Source organism: Magnetospirillum sulfuroxidans (assembly GCF_018224925.1).
Classification (GTDB): domain Bacteria; phylum Pseudomonadota; class Alphaproteobacteria; order Rhodospirillales; family Magnetospirillaceae; genus Magnetospirillum; species Magnetospirillum sulfuroxidans.
On record NZ_JAGTUF010000001.1, the window covers coordinates 703,912 to 718,902 of the forward strand.

Annotated in this window: 16 protein-coding genes; 6 read left to right on the forward strand and 10 right to left on the reverse strand. The window is 61.1% G+C overall.

All coding sequences use genetic code 11. The features are described from left to right. Position 1 precedes the first annotated feature (1 nt). The 6 genes from KEC16_RS03280 (at position 2) to KEC16_RS03305 (ending at position 3,634) form a co-directional block, all read left to right on the forward strand. A complete protein-coding gene (locus tag KEC16_RS03280; protein WP_211546200.1) occupies positions 2-727 on the forward strand; it encodes an ABC transporter ATP-binding protein in 726 nt (241 codons plus the stop codon). Next, entirely contained in the window at positions 724-1,065 is a 342-nt protein-coding gene (locus tag KEC16_RS03285; protein ID WP_211546201.1) for a DUF6867 family protein, read from the forward strand. The genes KEC16_RS03280 and KEC16_RS03285 overlap by 4 nt, the downstream gene beginning before the upstream one ends. Positions 1,066-1,139: 74 nt before the next feature. Continuing rightward, the gene (locus KEC16_RS03290; RefSeq protein ID WP_211546202.1) at positions 1,140-2,240 is read left to right on the forward strand and encodes a branched-chain amino acid ABC transporter substrate-binding protein; all 1,101 of its coding nucleotides are present in this window, start codon (positions 1,140-1,142) and stop codon (positions 2,238-2,240) included. Positions 2,241-2,363: 123 nt separating this feature from the next. Further along, entirely contained in the window at positions 2,364-2,690 is a 327-nt protein-coding gene (locus tag KEC16_RS03295) for a four-helix bundle copper-binding protein (protein WP_211546203.1), read from the forward strand. A gap of 113 nt (positions 2,691-2,803) precedes the next feature. Then, on the forward strand, positions 2,804-3,118 hold the full coding sequence (locus tag KEC16_RS03300; RefSeq protein WP_211546204.1) for a hypothetical protein: 315 nt from the start codon (positions 2,804-2,806) through the stop codon (positions 3,116-3,118). Between the two features lie 108 nt (positions 3,119-3,226). Next, a complete protein-coding gene (locus KEC16_RS03305; protein WP_211546205.1) occupies positions 3,227-3,634 on the forward strand; it encodes a bacteriohemerythrin in 408 nt (135 codons plus the stop codon). Between the two features lie 464 nt (positions 3,635-4,098). On the opposite strand, the gene KEC16_RS03310 is transcribed toward KEC16_RS03305, so the two are convergent. From KEC16_RS03310 to nuoI, 10 genes are read right to left on the reverse strand one after another with little or no spacing between them, the layout of a single operon-like run. Next, positions 4,099-5,346 carry an MFS transporter gene (locus KEC16_RS03310; protein ID WP_249208669.1) on the reverse strand — a complete coding sequence of 416 codons (1,248 nt, stop codon included), beginning with the start codon at positions 5,344-5,346 and terminating at the stop codon, positions 4,099-4,101. Between the two features lie 53 nt (positions 5,347-5,399). Further along, entirely contained in the window at positions 5,400-7,073 is a 1,674-nt protein-coding gene (locus KEC16_RS03315) for a ribonuclease J (protein WP_211546206.1), read from the reverse strand. Next, positions 7,070-7,852: a type III pantothenate kinase gene (locus tag KEC16_RS03320; RefSeq protein ID WP_211546207.1), complete on the reverse strand. Its 783-nt coding sequence runs from the start codon at positions 7,850-7,852 to the stop codon at positions 7,070-7,072. The genes KEC16_RS03315 and KEC16_RS03320 overlap by 4 nt, the downstream gene beginning before the upstream one ends. Before the next feature lie 14 nt (positions 7,853-7,866). Then, a complete protein-coding gene (locus KEC16_RS03325; RefSeq protein ID WP_211546208.1) occupies positions 7,867-8,613 on the reverse strand; it encodes a biotin--[acetyl-CoA-carboxylase] ligase in 747 nt (248 codons plus the stop codon). Next, a complete protein-coding gene (gene nuoN / locus KEC16_RS03330) occupies positions 8,613-10,073 on the reverse strand; it encodes an NADH-quinone oxidoreductase subunit NuoN (RefSeq protein WP_211546209.1) in 1,461 nt (486 codons plus the stop codon). The genes KEC16_RS03325 and nuoN overlap by 1 nt, the downstream gene beginning before the upstream one ends. 12 nt (positions 10,074-10,085) lie before the next feature. Then, complete coding sequence (locus KEC16_RS03335; RefSeq protein ID WP_211546210.1) at positions 10,086-11,600, reverse strand: NADH-quinone oxidoreductase subunit M; 1,515 nt, start codon at positions 11,598-11,600, stop codon at positions 10,086-10,088. A gap of 14 nt (positions 11,601-11,614) precedes the next feature. Beyond that, a complete protein-coding gene (gene nuoL / locus KEC16_RS03340; RefSeq protein WP_211546357.1) occupies positions 11,615-13,543 on the reverse strand; it encodes an NADH-quinone oxidoreductase subunit L in 1,929 nt (642 codons plus the stop codon). 10 nt (positions 13,544-13,553) lie between these two features. After that, on the reverse strand, positions 13,554-13,865 hold the full coding sequence (nuoK, locus tag KEC16_RS03345; protein WP_211546211.1) for an NADH-quinone oxidoreductase subunit NuoK: 312 nt from the start codon (positions 13,863-13,865) through the stop codon (positions 13,554-13,556). Then, on the reverse strand, positions 13,865-14,476 hold the full coding sequence (locus KEC16_RS03350; protein WP_211546212.1) for an NADH-quinone oxidoreductase subunit J: 612 nt from the start codon (positions 14,474-14,476) through the stop codon (positions 13,865-13,867). Before KEC16_RS03350 ends, nuoK begins: the two co-directional genes overlap by 1 nt. A gap of 14 nt (positions 14,477-14,490) precedes the next feature. Then, positions 14,491-14,979 (reverse strand): NADH-quinone oxidoreductase subunit NuoI, encoded by a 489-nt coding sequence (nuoI, locus tag KEC16_RS03355; RefSeq protein ID WP_211546213.1) that lies wholly within the window; start codon positions 14,977-14,979, stop codon positions 14,491-14,493. Positions 14,980-14,991: the final 12 nt, after the last annotated feature.

Consider the following 14,991-nt stretch of genomic DNA (forward strand, 5'->3'; position numbering starts at 1 on the left):
CATGCTGGCGGTGGAAAACCTGCATTCCGGCTATGGCCGCATCCAAGCCCTGCACGGCATCGACCTTGAGGTCAAACAAGGCGAGATCGTCACCCTGATCGGCGCCAACGGCGCCGGCAAGACGACGCTGCTGATGACCATTTGCGGCGCCCCGCGCGCCAGCAAGGGCCGGGTCTTGCTGGATGGCCAAGACATCACCCAGATGCCCATGCACAAAATCGCCCATCTGGGGCTGGCCCACAGCCCCGAGGGCCGCCGCATCTTCGCCCGCATGAGCGTGCTGGAAAATCTGCAAATGGGCGGGGTCGCCGGCGACCCCGCCCATTACGCCGAGGATCTGGCCAAGGTTCTGGCCCTGTTCCCGCGCTTGCAGGAACGCCTGAACCAGCGCGGCGGCACCCTTTCGGGGGGCGAACAGCAAATGCTGGCCATCGGCCGCGCCCTGATGAGCCGGCCGCGGGTGTTGCTGCTGGACGAGCCGTCATTGGGACTGGCGCCGCTGGTGGTCCGCCACATCTTCGACCTGATCCGCCAGATCAACCGCGACCAGGGCATGACCGTGTTCCTGGTCGAACAAAACGCCCATCACGCGTTGAAGCTGGCCCATCGCGGCTATGTGCTGGTCAACGGCCGCGTCACCCTGGCCGGAACCGGGGCCGAATTGCTGGCCAACCCGGAAATCCGCGCCCATTATCTTGAAGGCGGCGCCCACGGAGAGACGGCATGATCCATTCCATCCCCGTCTTCATCGGCGTCACCGTGCTGTTCATGGGCGGCTGCGCCTTCATGACCGGGCATTCGGTCGCCAATACCTGGCGGCCGCTGGCGCAGGTTCTGGCCTATTGCCTGCTGCTGGGCGCGGTCGATCGCTTCTTGGTCTTCGCCCTGTTCGGCGGCCCTTTGCTCAGTCTTTCCGCCTATGTGCTTGACACCGCCTTGCTGGCGCTGATCGCCAGCGCCGCCTGGCGGGCGACGCGGGCGCGGCGGATGACCCTGCAATATCCTTGGCTTTATGAACGTGTCGGCCTGTTCGGCTGGCGGGAACACCGACCGCATCAAGCATAGGTGGTGCAAACCCGCGCCCCGGTGTTAGTGTTTTTTCATAACGGTTCGATCAACCAGACGGAGGGTTACGGGAGATGAGAACTTTGAAGACTTTGGGCGTGGCCACCATTGCCATGACCGCCCTTGCCGCTGCCGCCCATGCTGAAATTCTGGTCGGCTTGGCCGGCCCGATGACCGGCCCCGAGGCTCAGTTCGGCGAACAGTTCAAGCAAGGCGCCGACAAGGCCGCCGCCGACATCAACGCCAAGGGCGGCGTGCTGGGGCAGCAGATCAAGATCGTCGTCGGCGACGATGCGTGCGACCCCAAGCAGGCCCGTTCGGTGGCCGAGGAATTGTCGTCGAAGAAAGTGGCGGCGGTGGTCGGCCATTTCTGCTCTGGCTCGTCGATCCCGGCTTCGGAAGTCTATCAGGAAAACGGCATTCCGCAGATTTCCCCCGGCTCAACCAACCCGACCTATACCGAGCGCGGCATGAACAACGTGTTCCGCGTTTGCGGCCGCGATGATCAGCAAGGCCCCACCGCCGCCAATTACATCGCCAAGAAGTTCCCCGGTAAGAAGGTCGCCATCATTCAAGACAAGTCGGCCTATGGCAAAGGCTTGGCCGATGAATTCAAGAAGGCGCTGAACGCCGCCGGCGTGCAGGAAGTGTTCTATGAAGCCATCACCGCCGGCGAAAAGGACTATTCCGCCCTGGTGACCAAACTCAAGGCGGCCGGCGCCGATTTCGTCTTCCTGGGCGGCTACAAGACCGAAGGCGGCCTGATCGTGCGGCAGATGCGCGACCAGGGCCTCAAGACCACCCTGGTGGGTGGCGACGCCCTGCTGGTGGAAGAATTCTGGGCCATCACCGGCGCCGCCGGCGAAGGCACCTTGGTGACCTTCAGCCCCGACCCGCGCTTGCTGCCGCAAAACGCCGCCCTGGTGAAGTACTATCGCGACAAGAAGTACGAGCCGGAAACCTATACGCTGTATTCCTTCGGCGCGCTCCAGGCCTGGGCCATGGCCGCCGAAAAGGCCGGCAGCATCGATGGCAAGAAGGTCATTGCCCAGCTCAAGGCCGATAAGTTCGATACCGTCATCGGCAATATCGGCTTTGACGCCAAGGGTGACGTCGTCGGCCCCAATTACGTCATGTATGTGTGGAAGAACGGCAAGTACGTTTACGCCGATTAACAAGCCTTTTCCTGCTGTTACCGACTGGCCCGGCGCGCAATCGCCGGGCCTTTCGCATTGACGGCCCCACAGTTTGGGCTCACCCTTTCAACCCAGAGGAATAACCACGGAAGGGTTGAAGCCATGCCGATGATGAAAGATTGCATCAACGCTTGTGACCTCGCCCATCGCGCCGCCACCGAAGCCGCCATCCACGCCATGCAACAAGGTGGCAAACTGGCCGATTGGGAATTGGTGCAACTTCTGCTTGATACCGCTGACATCTGCGAAACCGCCGCCGATTTCCTGTTGCGCTCGTCGCGCCAGTACACCCCGGTGCTGCGGGTCGCCTCGGAAATCGCCGACAAATGCGCCGATGCCTGCGAAAAACTGGCGCCCAGCGATCTGCGGATGAAGGAATGCGCTCAATCCTGTCGCCGCGCCGCCACCCAATGCCGCAAGCTTTTATGAGGTTTCACCGCATGGGATGATGCGCGAACCCGGGAGTGACAGGGGCTTTTTCATGGAACCATCATGGCGGTTCGTGGCACCTTGCCCGCATCAGGCCATAACGGGAGCGCCCCATGGAACAGACCACGATCACCGGCAACCTGCCCAACATGACCATCGAGATCAATCACCGCAGCGATCCCGATGGCGGGGCCGAGCTGATGACCATTCATCTGCGCGCCACCCCTGATTTCCAATCGGCCCTGCCGCTGCTTGGCGGCTTGGGGCAGATGACGCCGCTGCTTGGCGGCTTGGGGCAGATGACGCCGCTGTTCGCGCCAATGACGTTGTGGACACAAATGCTGGAAGCCTGGGCTGCGCCATGGCGGCAAATGGCCACGGCCAATCCGCTGTTGCAGCTTATGAGAGAAAACGACACGGGCAAATAATGCCGCCATGCGAACGACGCATGCCCAAGGTTCCGCACAATTCATTGCATAACGTGGCGTCATTGATTATCTCAATGGGATTGATCATGCCGAAAGTGTCGTCGCATCATGGCCTTCATTCAGTGGGACAAATCCTTTAGCGTCGGAACCACCGCCTTGGACGCCGACCATCGTCGATTGCTCGAGATTCTCAATCGTATCTACGATGCCTGGAAAAATGATCCGTCCAAGGTGGAACTGGACCGATTGTTCGACGAGTTGCTGGATTACACCGACGGCCACTTCAACCGCGAGGAAAGCAAGCTGGCCGCCCGTGACTATGCCGGTCTCGCCGGTCATCAGGCCCAGCACGAACGCCTGCGCGAAACCGTGCTGGCCTTCCGCACCCGTCACCTTGCCGGCAACACCCCCGACGCCCTGACCGAGGATATGGCCAAATTCCTGAAGTCGTGGCTGATGGATCATATCCTGGTCGAGGACATGAAATATAAGCCGCTATTCGCCCCCCAGCCGTAGCTGAGCGCACTTCCGCCGCTAACGCCGCCGCATGGAATCGGCCAGTTGCGAGGCCAGCCACGTACATTCCAGCCGATCGCTGCATCGCACCAACTTGTCGCAGGCCAGAACGTCGTCAATGACCTGCCGCATAGCCCCGGAATCTTGGTTTGCGGTCAGCCCCCCCAAACCCAGAAGGGCGGTAAAGCAGCTGTTCTTCCCATGCGTCACCATGATCTGCCACCATTTTTAGCTGCGATGGCTCATTGTTGATCAGAACAGCGTTAAGGGGAAGTGACAGCTTGTCGCGTCAAAAAACGATCATACCCGCATTAACCGGAAATTGACGAAGAGCCGGGGCGAAAAGCCTTGGTAGCGCGGGCACGCCAAAGACGGGACGGGGTGGTCCCGCAAGGCTTTTCGCGACGCCCATCATATGCATGAAAACTAAAGCACACCACTGCCCCACGGGGCAGGATGCCGCCCTACCTGTTGCGCCAGGACCGCCCCACCAGCGGCCCCATCCAGACCATGGCGGCAGCGGTCAACACCACCGGCACCCACAGGGCGATTTCATAGGCTTGCGCCGGCCAGCCGCCGCCCGCCTGCGCCGGCCACAGATTGATGATCGCCCCCAACCCCCATTGCATGGTGAAGGCGACGGCAAAAATAATCAGGTTCAAGGTGGTGGTGGCCCGCCCCGACATATGGGGGGGAACCAACTGCGCCACCACCACATAGCACAAAGACACCGACGCCCCGGCAAAGCCGAAACAGGCCGATAACAGCAGCGGCGCCCCACCCCACCCCAAGGCCATGGACAGCACGCAAAGCCAGTACCACAGCATGCCGAACCCGGCCACGGCCACAATGGGAACCCGCCAGCGTCCCAACGCATCGCTGAGCGATCCCCAGGCCAGATAACCGGCCGCCATGCCGGAAGCCATCACCAGCAATGCCTGGGCGCTGTCCGCCCCATTCAAACCGGCGACATCGCGCAGCCAAGGTCCGGCCCACAAGCCTTGAATGGCCATGAACGACCCCAAGGCAATGGCGGCAAGCGGCATCACCCGCAAAAAGGCGGGATCACGGCAAATGGTCGCCACGTCGCCCATCTGTTGCAGAAAAGAACTGCTTCCCGCTCGACCCGGCTTGTCCGGTACGGTGACAAAAAGGACCAGGGCCATGGCTAAGGTCAGCGCCGCCAATATCCAGAAAATACCGCGCCAATCGGTGATTGCCAAAGCCGCCTGGACCGGTTGCGTCGCCGCCACCGCCCCCAAGCCACCGGCAAACAAAATGATGCCGTTAACCAAAGCCAATTTGCCCGGTGGGAAGAATTGCACATTGGCCTTGATCGCCGCCATCAGGCAGGCAGCCACCCCCAGCCCGACCAAGGCGCGGCCAAGGATCAATGTCACCGGCTGTTCGGCCACGGCGAACAAGCCAGCCCCGGCAGCGGCAAACACCAACAACCCCGCCTCCACCCGGCGCGGTCCATAGCGGTCAAGCAAGATGCCCAGCGGGATTTGCACCGAGCCAAAGGCCAGCAGATACATACCGGTCATCAACCCCAGCGCCCCGGCATCCAAAACGATGTCGGCGGCGATCGACGGGGCCAGCACGGCATTGACCGTGCGGTACAGGTAAGACAGGAAATAACCGCCGGCAAACGGCAGCAGAACCCGCAGAGCCAGCGTTCTGGCGGAAGGCGTTACACTCTTCATAACCATGACCTTGCCCCGCCGGCCCGGCGCGGTCAACCTGACGATTGAACCGGTTTAAATCACACCCGGACCAGATGCACGGTGGTGATCGGACGGTGATTGAGCATGGCCTTGAGTTCCCGCCGCACCGCTCGGCGCACCGCTTCGGCGGCGGTCGCGTCATCTTGACGCGCTTTTTGCGGCAATTCCTCAAACGCTTCGCGGGCGGCTTCGACCACGTTGTCGTGTTCTTCGGCGAAATGCTCGGCATCAAGCAATCCCAGCGCCGTCACCTGGGGCTCGCCCAACAGCTTGCCCTTGCGGTCGACGACGATGGTGCACACGCACGAGCCGTTGAACACCATGCGGCGGCGGTCCCGCAAAACCGCCGAGTCAAGACGGACCAGACGTGGCCCCCCCTCCAGCGCCTCGCCATCCACCGCCAGCCGTCCAACCGAAACATGATCGACCACTTCCGGCTTGCCGGGCGCCAGACGCAGCATGGCGCCATTTTCAATGGCCATGGTTTCGGCCACACCGCAGGCCTTGGCCAGGGCGCAATGCTCCTTGATGTGACGGGCCTCGCCATGCACCGGCACGGCGATGCGCGGGCGGACATACTGATAGATCGCTTCCATCTCGTCACGGGCCGGATGACCGGAAACATGGATCGGCTCGTCCCGGTCGGTCACCACATCGACCCCCATGCGCACCAGATCGTTTTGCAGCCGGAAAATGGACTTTTCGTTGCCTGGAATAATACGCGAGGAAAAGATCACCACATCGCCCTTGCTGAGACGAACATTGGGATGATCATTGGCGGCGATGCGGGCCAGGGCCGCGCGCGGCTCGCCCTGGCTGCCGGTGCACAGATATACCACCTTGTCGGCCGGCAAATGCACGGCGTCGCGGTCATTGAGGAACGGGGCGATATCGCGCAGATAGCCAAGGTCACGGGCCGCTTTCTCGATCCGCCACAATGACCGCCCAACCAGGGCGACGGAACGGCCATTGGCCTCGGCCGCCAAGGCGACACTTTCCAGCCGCGCCACGTTGGTGGCAAAGCAGGAAATGGCAATGCGGCGGTCATAGCGCGACAACAGGCCGATCAGATTGGCCCGGACCTCGGCTTCCGAACCGGAATGGCCGCGGGTGAAGATATTGGTCGAATCGCCGACCATGGCCAGCACCCCTTCGTTACCGATGCGGCGCAGCGCCTCGGTATCGGCCGGGTTGCCGATCAGCGGATCGGGGTCGAACTTCCAGTCGCCGGTATGCAACACGGTCCCGGCCTTGGTGCGAATGGCCAGGGAATTGGGCTCGGGGATGGAATGGGTCATCGACACCATTTCCACATTGAACGGACCAACATCGAAACGCGAGCCCAGGGCGACCACATGCATCGGCACCTGCCGTTGCAACCCCACTTCGTTCAGCTTGCCAGCCAAGATGGCGGCGGCGAACGGGCTGGCATAGACCGGGCATTTCAGCCGCGACCACAGGTAATGCACGGCGCCGACATGATCTTCATGGCCATGGGTGATAACGATGCCGACCAATTGATCGCGACGTTCCTCGATCCAGGCCGGATCAGCCATGACCACATCGGTCATCGGCATGGAATCGTCGCCGAAGGTCACCCCGAGATCAACAATCAACCACTTGCCGTCATGGCCATAGAGGTTGAAATTCATCCCGATTTCGCCAGTCCCACCCAGCGGCAGAAAAAACAGCTCGTCCGAACCCGGCTTCATGCCTTCACCGTCTTGGCATTGCGACGGTGGATTTCCAACAGACCGCGCAAGGTCAGGTCCGAGGCCAATTCATTGATCACCGGCGTCGATTCGGCGAATAACGGGGCCAACCCGCCCGTGGCGACCACCAACATCTTGGCGCCGAATTCTTCTTCCATTCGCTTTACCAATCCTTCGATCAGGCCGACATAGCCCCAGAAAATTCCCGACCGCATGGCCGGCACCGTCGCCTTGCCGATCACCTGCTTGGGCCGGCCGATGGCGACGCGCGGCAGCTTGGCGGCGGCCATGTGCAAGGCTTCAAGCGACAGATTGATCCCCGGCGCAATGGCCCCGCCGCAATAATTGCCATCGCCATCGACGACGTCGAAGGTGGTGGCGGTGCCGAAATCAATGACGATCAACGGCGCCTTATAGAATTTGTGTGCCGCCACGGCGTTGACAAGACGGTCGGCGCCAACTTCCTCGGGCCGGTCCAGCAACACCTCGATGCCCAGTTGCACCCCCTCGTCGCCAACCACCACCGGTTCGCAGCCGAAATAGCGGCGGCACAGGGTTTTCAGGTTAAAGACGATGGCCGGCACCACACTGGCGATAATCACCGCCGAGATGTCCTCGCGGTTCAAATTCTCGGTGGTCAGCAATTGCATCAGCCACACCCCCAATTCGTCGGCGGTGCGGTCGGTCTGGGTCGATGCGCGCCATTCGCCGCGCACCTGTTCCCCATCGAACACGGCAAAGACAATGTTGGTATTGCCGGCATCAATGGCCAGAAGCATGGAGGGCCTCCAGGTTAATGGGCATCGGGGAAAAAAACATCCCCAGCGAGAATACGGCGGGAACCCGACGCGCCCTGATCCAAAAGCAGCGCGCCCTCTTCGTCAAGTCCGGCGAAAATACCGGTTTGCGTGTCAGTTTCCAGTCGGACGATTGTCGGCTGGCCCAAACCACGGGCGCAAGACAGCCAAGCCTGGCGAATCGGAGAAAACCCCTGCTGCCGCCACGCCACCAATAACGGGGCGAAAGCAGCGCAAAAGGCTTCTAAAACCTGGGCGGCGTCGCCGGCATAATCAAGATCGGCCAAAGCACAGGCCGGGTGATTAAGCCCTTGCGGCGGCGGCGCCGCCACCACGTTAACGCCGATGCCCAGCACCAACCAGTCGGACCCGGCTGATTCCAGCAGCATGCCGGCGCATTTGCGCCCCTCGACCAACACGTCGTTGGGCCATTTTGCCTGGAATGTGTGCGGCGGCAGCAAGGTCGACAACGCCTGCACCAAAGCGGCGGCGGCGGCAAAGCCCAATTGCGCCGCGTGATGCAGCGACTGAATGCGGATGAGCATGGAAAAATGCAGATTACCGGCTGGGCTGACCCATGCGCGGCCACGACGCCCCCGCCCGGCGCTTTGGCTTTGAGCCGAGACCACAAGCAAATCGGCGGCGGCACCTGATTGAGCCAACCGCCGTGCTTCATCATTGGTGCTGCCGACGCTGTCCAGACTGATAAGCTGGAACGGCGTCGGCAGACTTGCTGGCATCATCAGCCGGCGGCCGGGAACAGCACCGCAGCGGCAGCCTTGGCACTGGTCAACAACGGACCGGGAACGGCGATGAAAGCAATATTGACCAAGGTCGCCACCGCCATGACCAGCCCCAGCGCCTTGCTGCCGCTCCGTTCAAAGCTTTCCAGCGCTTCGTCGAAATACATCACCTTAATGATCCGCAGATAGTAATAAGCGCTGACCACGCTGGTCACCACGCCGATGATCGCCAGGGTATACAGCCCGGCATCAACCGCAGCCTTGAACACATAGAATTTGCCGATAAATCCGGCCAGCGGCGGAATGCCGGCCATGGAGAACATCAGCACCGCCATGGCGGCGGCCATGGCCGGGTTGGATTTCCCCAGACCGGCCAGATCATTGATGCCTTCGACCAGACGGCCCTTCTGACGCATGGACAAGATGACGGCGAAGACGCCGACATTCATGGACAGATAAATGGCCAGATAGATCAACACGCCCTGGACGCCATCGGCCGAGCCGGCGGCGACGCCAACCAGCATGAAGCCGACATGACCGATGGAGGAATAAGCCATCAGACGCTTGATGTTGTTCTGGGCGATGGCGGCGAAGGCGCCGATGAACATCGAGGCCAAGGCGATGAACGCCACCACCTGACGCCATTGGTCGGACAATTCGCCGAACGGTCCGGTCATCACCCGGACCAACAGGGCCATGGCGGCGATCTTCGGCGCCACGGCGAAGAACGAGGTCACCGGAGTCGGCGCCCCTTCATAGACGTCGGGAGCCCACATGTGGAACGGCGCCGCCGAGATCTTGAAGGCCAGACCGGCAAGCACGAACACCAGACCGGCGATGAACCCAAGATGCGGGTGAACCGGATGTTCGCCGCCAAACAGCTTGGCCAGGCCATCGAACGAGGTCGTGCCAGAGAAGCCGTAAACCAGCGAAATGCCGTACAGCAACATGCCCGAGGCCAGCGAGCCCAGAACATAGTACTTAAGGCCCGATTCGGTCGCCTTGGCGCTTTCGCGATGATAGGCGGCCAGCACGTACAGCGACAAAGACTGCATTTCCAGGCCCATATACAAGGCCAGGAAGTCGTTCGCCGACACCATGATCATCATGCCGGTGGTGGCCAGCATGATCAGGACCGGATATTCGAAGCGGCCCAGCTTTTCCTTATCCAGGAAGTTCAGCGACATGGAAGCGGTGATCGCCGAAGCCGCCAGGATCAACACCTTGACGAACACGGCGAAAGGATCAAGCACCAACAGGCCGCCGAAAGAAACCAGCCGGTCGGAACCGCCCACGGCCCAGGTCAGCAGCATGGCGCCGATCATCGCCGCCACCGCCAAGGTGGTGGCGGCGGCCGTGTTGTCGCCCTTGCGGAACACACCCATCATCAGCAGAGCCATCGCCGCCAGGACGACGAGAAGCTCCGGCAGGACCGGAATGAGGTCGAGAGATTCGGTCATGTCCAGTTCCCCTTAACGAGCCGCGACGGAAAGAGATTCGGCGGCGGCGCGCGCCAGTTCGTAATTGTCGATCAACTTGGCCACCGAAGCATGCATCGGATCGAGGAAGGTGATCGGATAAACCCCCATCCAGATGACGATGACGATCAGCGGCGCGAACATCAGCACTTCCCGCGGACTCAGATCCAAGATGGACTTGAGGTCATCGCGCGTCATGCGGCCGAACACCATCCGGCGATAGAGGTACAGCATATAGCAGGCCCCCAGCACCAGACCGCTGGCGGCGAAGAATGCCACCCAGGTGTTGACTTGGAACACGCCCAACAGCACCAGGAACTCGCCGACGAAGCCACCGGTGCCCGGCAGACCGACCGACGCCATGGTCATGAACATGAACACCAGCGCGTATTTCGGCATGCGTTCCGACAAGCCGCCGTAACGCGAGATTTCGCGGGTGTGCATGCGGTCGTAAACCACGCCGACACACAAGAACAAGGCGCCCGAGACAATGCCGTGCGACAGCATCTGATAAAGCGCGCCCTCAACCCCTTGGGTGGTCATCGAAAAGACGCCGATGGTCACGTACCCCATGTGGGCGATGGATGAATAGGCGATCAGCTTCTTCATGTCTTCCTGCACCAGGGCCACCAGCGAGGTGTAGATCACCGCGACGATGGACAGGGTGTAGACCAGGGGCGTGAAGTATTCGCTGGCCAACGGGAACATCGGCACCGAGAAGCGGATGAAACCATAAGCGCCCATCTTCAACAGCACGCCGGCCAGGATCACCGAACCGGCGGTCGGCGCCTCGACGTGGGCGTCAGGCAACCAGGTATGCACCGGCCACATGGGGACCTTGACCGCGAACGAGGCGAAGAAGGCCAACCACAGCCACAATTGCATGCCCTGCGGGAAGCCATGCGCCATCAGCGTCGGGATGTCGGTGGTGTGGGCGTCGAAATACATGGCCAGCATGGCCACCAGCATCAACACCGACCCCAACAAGGTGTAGAGAAACAATTTATAGGCGGCATAGACCCGCCGCGCCCCGCCCCACACGCCGATGATGATGAACATGGGCAGCAACACGCCTTCAAAGAAGACGTAGAACAAAACCATGTCGAGCGCGCAGAACATACCGACCATCATGGTTTCGAGAACCAGGAAGGCGACCATGTATTCCTTCACCCGCTTCTCCACCGCGCCGATGGACGACAAGATGCAGATGGGGGTCAAGAAGGTGGACAGCAGGACGAACCACACCGAGATGCCGTCAACACCCATGGAATAGGTAATGGCGGTCCCAGGCAGCCAGACGGCGGTTTCCTTCAGCTGAAACTCAGCCGAGGCGGCGTCGAAATACCCCAAGATGAACAGCGAGACGACGAACGTCGCCACCGAGGTGAGCAGCGCCACGTTGCGGGCATTGCGCGCCACCACCTGGGCTTCGCCGCGGATCGCCAGGATGAACAACGCCCCCAACAGCGGCAGGAACGTCGTCAACGAGAGCAGAGGCCAGTCGGTCATTGTCTTCCCCAGACTTAGCGCGCGTTGAACATGTACCAGGTGACGAATACCGCCACACCGATCAGCATCGCGAAGGCGTAGTGGTACAGGTACCCGGATTGCAACTTGCCCACCTTTTGGGCGATCACCTTGGTGGCGGCGGCGACGCCGTCGGGACCGACACCGTCGATCAGAGCGCCGTCACCCCCTTGCCAGAAGCCCCGTCCCAGCTTGAAAGCGGGCTTGACGAACAAGAAGTCGTACAATTCGTCGAAGTACCACTTGTTCAGCAAGAACAGGTAGATGCCACGGAAGCTGTTGGCCAGCATCGCCGGCACCGCCGGCACGAACATATAAAGCAGATAGGCCAGGGCAATGCCCGAAGCGGCGACGATGGTCGGCGTCAGCGCCACCCACTGTTCCACATGGTGCAGGTTTTCCATGGCCCCGTGGCTTTCCACCACCTTGACCGCGCCGCGCCAGAAATCGTGCTGAACGTGACCCACGAACATTTCGTAGCCCAGCCAGCCCGAGAACACGGCGCCAACGGCCAAAACCACCAACGGCAAGATCATCACCGCCGGGCTTTCATGCACATGCGCCATCACGTGTTCGTCGGCGCGCGGCTTGCCATGGAAGGTCAGGATCAACAGACGCCAGGAGTAAAAGGCGGTCAGGAAGGCCGCGGCCACGCCCATGACATAGGCGATCTGACCGGACCAGGAATGCGAAGCCCAGGCCGCTTCCAAGATGGTGTCCTTGGAATAATAGCCGGCGAAGAACGGCACGCCCGCCAGGGCAAGCGACCCAATCCACATCAACGCCCAGGTGATCTTCACGTTCTTCCAGATTCCGCCCATCCGGCGGATGTCTTGCTCGTCGCTCATGGCGTGGATCACCGAACCGGCGCCCAAGAACAGCAAGGCCTTGAAGAAAGCGTGGGTCATCAGGTGGAAAATAGCCGCCTGATAAGCCGACACGCCGATGGCGAAGAACATGTAGCCCAATTGCGAGCAGGTGGAATAGGCGATCACCCGCTTGATGTCGTTTTGGACACAGCCGACAGTGGCGGCGAAGAAGGCGGTGGCGGCGCCAACCAAGGTCACCACGGTCAGCGCGGTGTTCGAATATTCGAACAGCGGGCTCATGCGGGCGACCATGAAGACGCCGGCGGTGACCATGGTGGCGGCGTGAATCAGCGCCGAAACCGGAGTCGGGCCTTCCATGGCGTCAGGCAGCCAGGTGTGCAGGCCGAGCTGAGCCGACTTGCCCATGGCGCCGACGAACAGCAGCAGGCAGCAGATGGTGACGGCGTTCATGTCCATGCCGAAGAAGTGCACCACCGTGCCCGCCTTGTCCGGCGCCGCGGCGAAGATGGCGTCGAACGTCACCGAATCGAACAGGAAGTAGATGCCGAAGATCCCCAGGGCAAAGCCGAAATCACCAACGCGATTGACGACAAAGGCCTTGATGGCGGCGGCACAGGCCGAAGGCTTCTGATACCAAAAACCAATCAACAGATAGGACGCGACACCCACGCCTTCCCAGCCGAAGAACAGCTGAACCAGATTATCGGCGGTCACCAGCATCAGCATGGCGAAGGTGAACAGCGACAGATAGGACATGAAGCGCGGGATCGACGGGTCGTGGCTCATATAGCCAACCGAGTAGACGTGCACCATGAACGACACCCAGGTGACGACGATCATCATGACCGCGGTCAGGGTATCGAATTTCAGCGCCCACGACACATCCATGGTGCCGGACTGAATCCAGTGCAGCAATTGGATGGTGACGAAATTACCGTCAATCGCCACTTCCTTGAAGATCAAGGCCGAGGAAAAGGCCGACACGCCCAACAGCGTGCAGGTGACGATTTGCGCACCACGGTCACCGATGAAGCGGCCAAACAGGCCAGCGACGATCGAGCCCAGCAGCGGCAGGAAGATTGCGGCGACGTACATCATCGCTGGATTACCCCTTCAGCTGGCTGATTTCCTCGACCGCGATCGTGCCGCGGTTGCGGAAGAAGACGACAAGGATGGCCAGACCGATGGCCGCCTCGGCGGCGGCGACGGTCAGGATGAACATGGCGAAAACCTGTCCGACCAGATCATTGAGGAAGGACGAGAACGCCACGAAATTCAAATTCACCGCCAACAGCATCAATTCGACGCTCATCATGATGATGATGACGTTCTTGCGGTTGAGGAAAATACCGAAGACGCCAAGCGTGAACAAAATGCCCGCGACGATCAGGTAATGAGAGAGACCGATCTCGAACATCAGATGCCTCCCCCGGTGCTGACTTTGCGGATTTCAACGGAATTGGCGGCGGTCCGTCCGACCTGATCATAGATCTTCTGCTTGCGCACGCCGGTCCGGGTCCGGTGGGTCAGCAAGATGGCGCCGATCATGGCGACCAGCAGGATCACACCCGAGGCCTGGAACAAGAACACATAATTGGTATAGATCAGCCGGCCCAAAGCCTCGGTATTGGTCATCTGATCGGTCGGCGGGATCGGCGCGGCCAGCAAGGCTTCGACGTCGGGGGCGAAAGCCCAGCCGCCAAACACCACCGCCAGTTCGACCAGCAACACCAGACCGATGACCGCACCGGTCGGCAGATACTGGGCGACGCCTTCGCGCAGCTTGAGGAAGTTGATGTCCAGCATCATGACGACGAACAAGAACATCACCGCCACGGCGCCGACATAGACGACCACCAGGACCATGGCCAGGAATTCCGCGCCCAGCAGCAGGAACAGACCGGCCGCGTTGAAGAAGCACAGAATGAGGAACAGCACCGAATGGACCGGGTTGCGGGCCGAGATCACCATGACCCCGCTCGCTACCGCCAAACCGGCGAACATGTAGAAGATCAATGCCGCGATCATGCCATCCCCCTCAATCAACGGTACGGCGCGTCGGCGGCGATACGCATGGCCAGTTCGGCCTCCCAGCGATCACCGTTCGCGAGCAGTTTTTGCTTGTTGTACATCAGCTCGGCCCGGGTTTCCGTGGCGAACTCGAAATTCGGCCCCTCGACGATGGCATCCACCGGGCAGGCTTCCTGGCACAGACCGCAATAGATGCACTTGGTCATGTCCAGGTCATAGCGGCGGGCGCGACGCGAACCGTCGGCGCGGACCTCACCCTCGATGGTGATGGCCTGAGCCGGGCAGATCGCCTCGCACAATTTGCACGAGATGCAGCGCTCTTCACCGTTGGGATAACGGCGCAGGGCGTGCTCGCCGCGAAAACGCGGCGACATCGGGATTTTTTCGTACGGGTAATTGGTGGTCACCGAGGGTTTGAACATATAGCGGAAGGTCAGCGCCAAGCCTTGAACCAGCTCGGTCAGCAAGAACGCCCGCGCGGTGCGGTCGAGAAAAGCCATCACACTCTCTCC

Bases quoted from the DNA above. Each gene is read 5' to 3' on its own strand.
- KEC16_RS03280 (WP_211546200.1), top strand. From the start codon at position 2: ATGCTGGCGGTGGAAAACCTGCATTCCGGCTATGGCCGCATCCAAGCC.
- KEC16_RS03285 (WP_211546201.1), top strand. From the start codon at position 724: ATGATCCATTCCATCCCCGTCTTCATCGGCGTCACCGTGCTGTTCATG.
- KEC16_RS03290 (WP_211546202.1), top strand. From the start codon at position 1,140: ATGAGAACTTTGAAGACTTTGGGCGTGGCCACCATTGCCATGACCGCC.
- KEC16_RS03295 (WP_211546203.1), top strand. From the start codon at position 2,364: ATGCCGATGATGAAAGATTGCATCAACGCTTGTGACCTCGCCCATCGC.
- KEC16_RS03300 (WP_211546204.1), top strand. From the start codon at position 2,804: ATGGAACAGACCACGATCACCGGCAACCTGCCCAACATGACCATCGAG.
- KEC16_RS03305 (WP_211546205.1), top strand. From the start codon at position 3,227: ATGGCCTTCATTCAGTGGGACAAATCCTTTAGCGTCGGAACCACCGCC.
- KEC16_RS03310 (WP_249208669.1), bottom strand. From the start codon at position 5,346: ATGGTTATGAAGAGTGTAACGCCTTCCGCCAGAACGCTGGCTCTGCGG.
- KEC16_RS03315 (WP_211546206.1), bottom strand. From the start codon at position 7,073: ATGAAGCCGGGTTCGGACGAGCTGTTTTTTCTGCCGCTGGGTGGGACT.
- KEC16_RS03320 (WP_211546207.1), bottom strand. From the start codon at position 7,852: ATGCTTCTGGCCATTGATGCCGGCAATACCAACATTGTCTTTGCCGTG.
- KEC16_RS03325 (WP_211546208.1), bottom strand. From the start codon at position 8,613: ATGATGCCAGCAAGTCTGCCGACGCCGTTCCAGCTTATCAGTCTGGAC.
- nuoN (WP_211546209.1), bottom strand. From the start codon at position 10,073: ATGACCGAATCTCTCGACCTCATTCCGGTCCTGCCGGAGCTTCTCGTC.
- KEC16_RS03335 (WP_211546210.1), bottom strand. From the start codon at position 11,600: ATGACCGACTGGCCTCTGCTCTCGTTGACGACGTTCCTGCCGCTGTTG.
- nuoL (WP_211546357.1), bottom strand. From the start codon at position 13,543: ATGTACGTCGCCGCAATCTTCCTGCCGCTGCTGGGCTCGATCGTCGCT.
- nuoK (WP_211546211.1), bottom strand. From the start codon at position 13,865: ATGTTCGAGATCGGTCTCTCTCATTACCTGATCGTCGCGGGCATTTTG.
- KEC16_RS03350 (WP_211546212.1), bottom strand. From the start codon at position 14,476: ATGATCGCGGCATTGATCTTCTACATGTTCGCCGGTTTGGCGGTAGCG.
- nuoI (WP_211546213.1), bottom strand. From the start codon at position 14,979: ATGGCTTTTCTCGACCGCACCGCGCGGGCGTTCTTGCTGACCGAGCTG.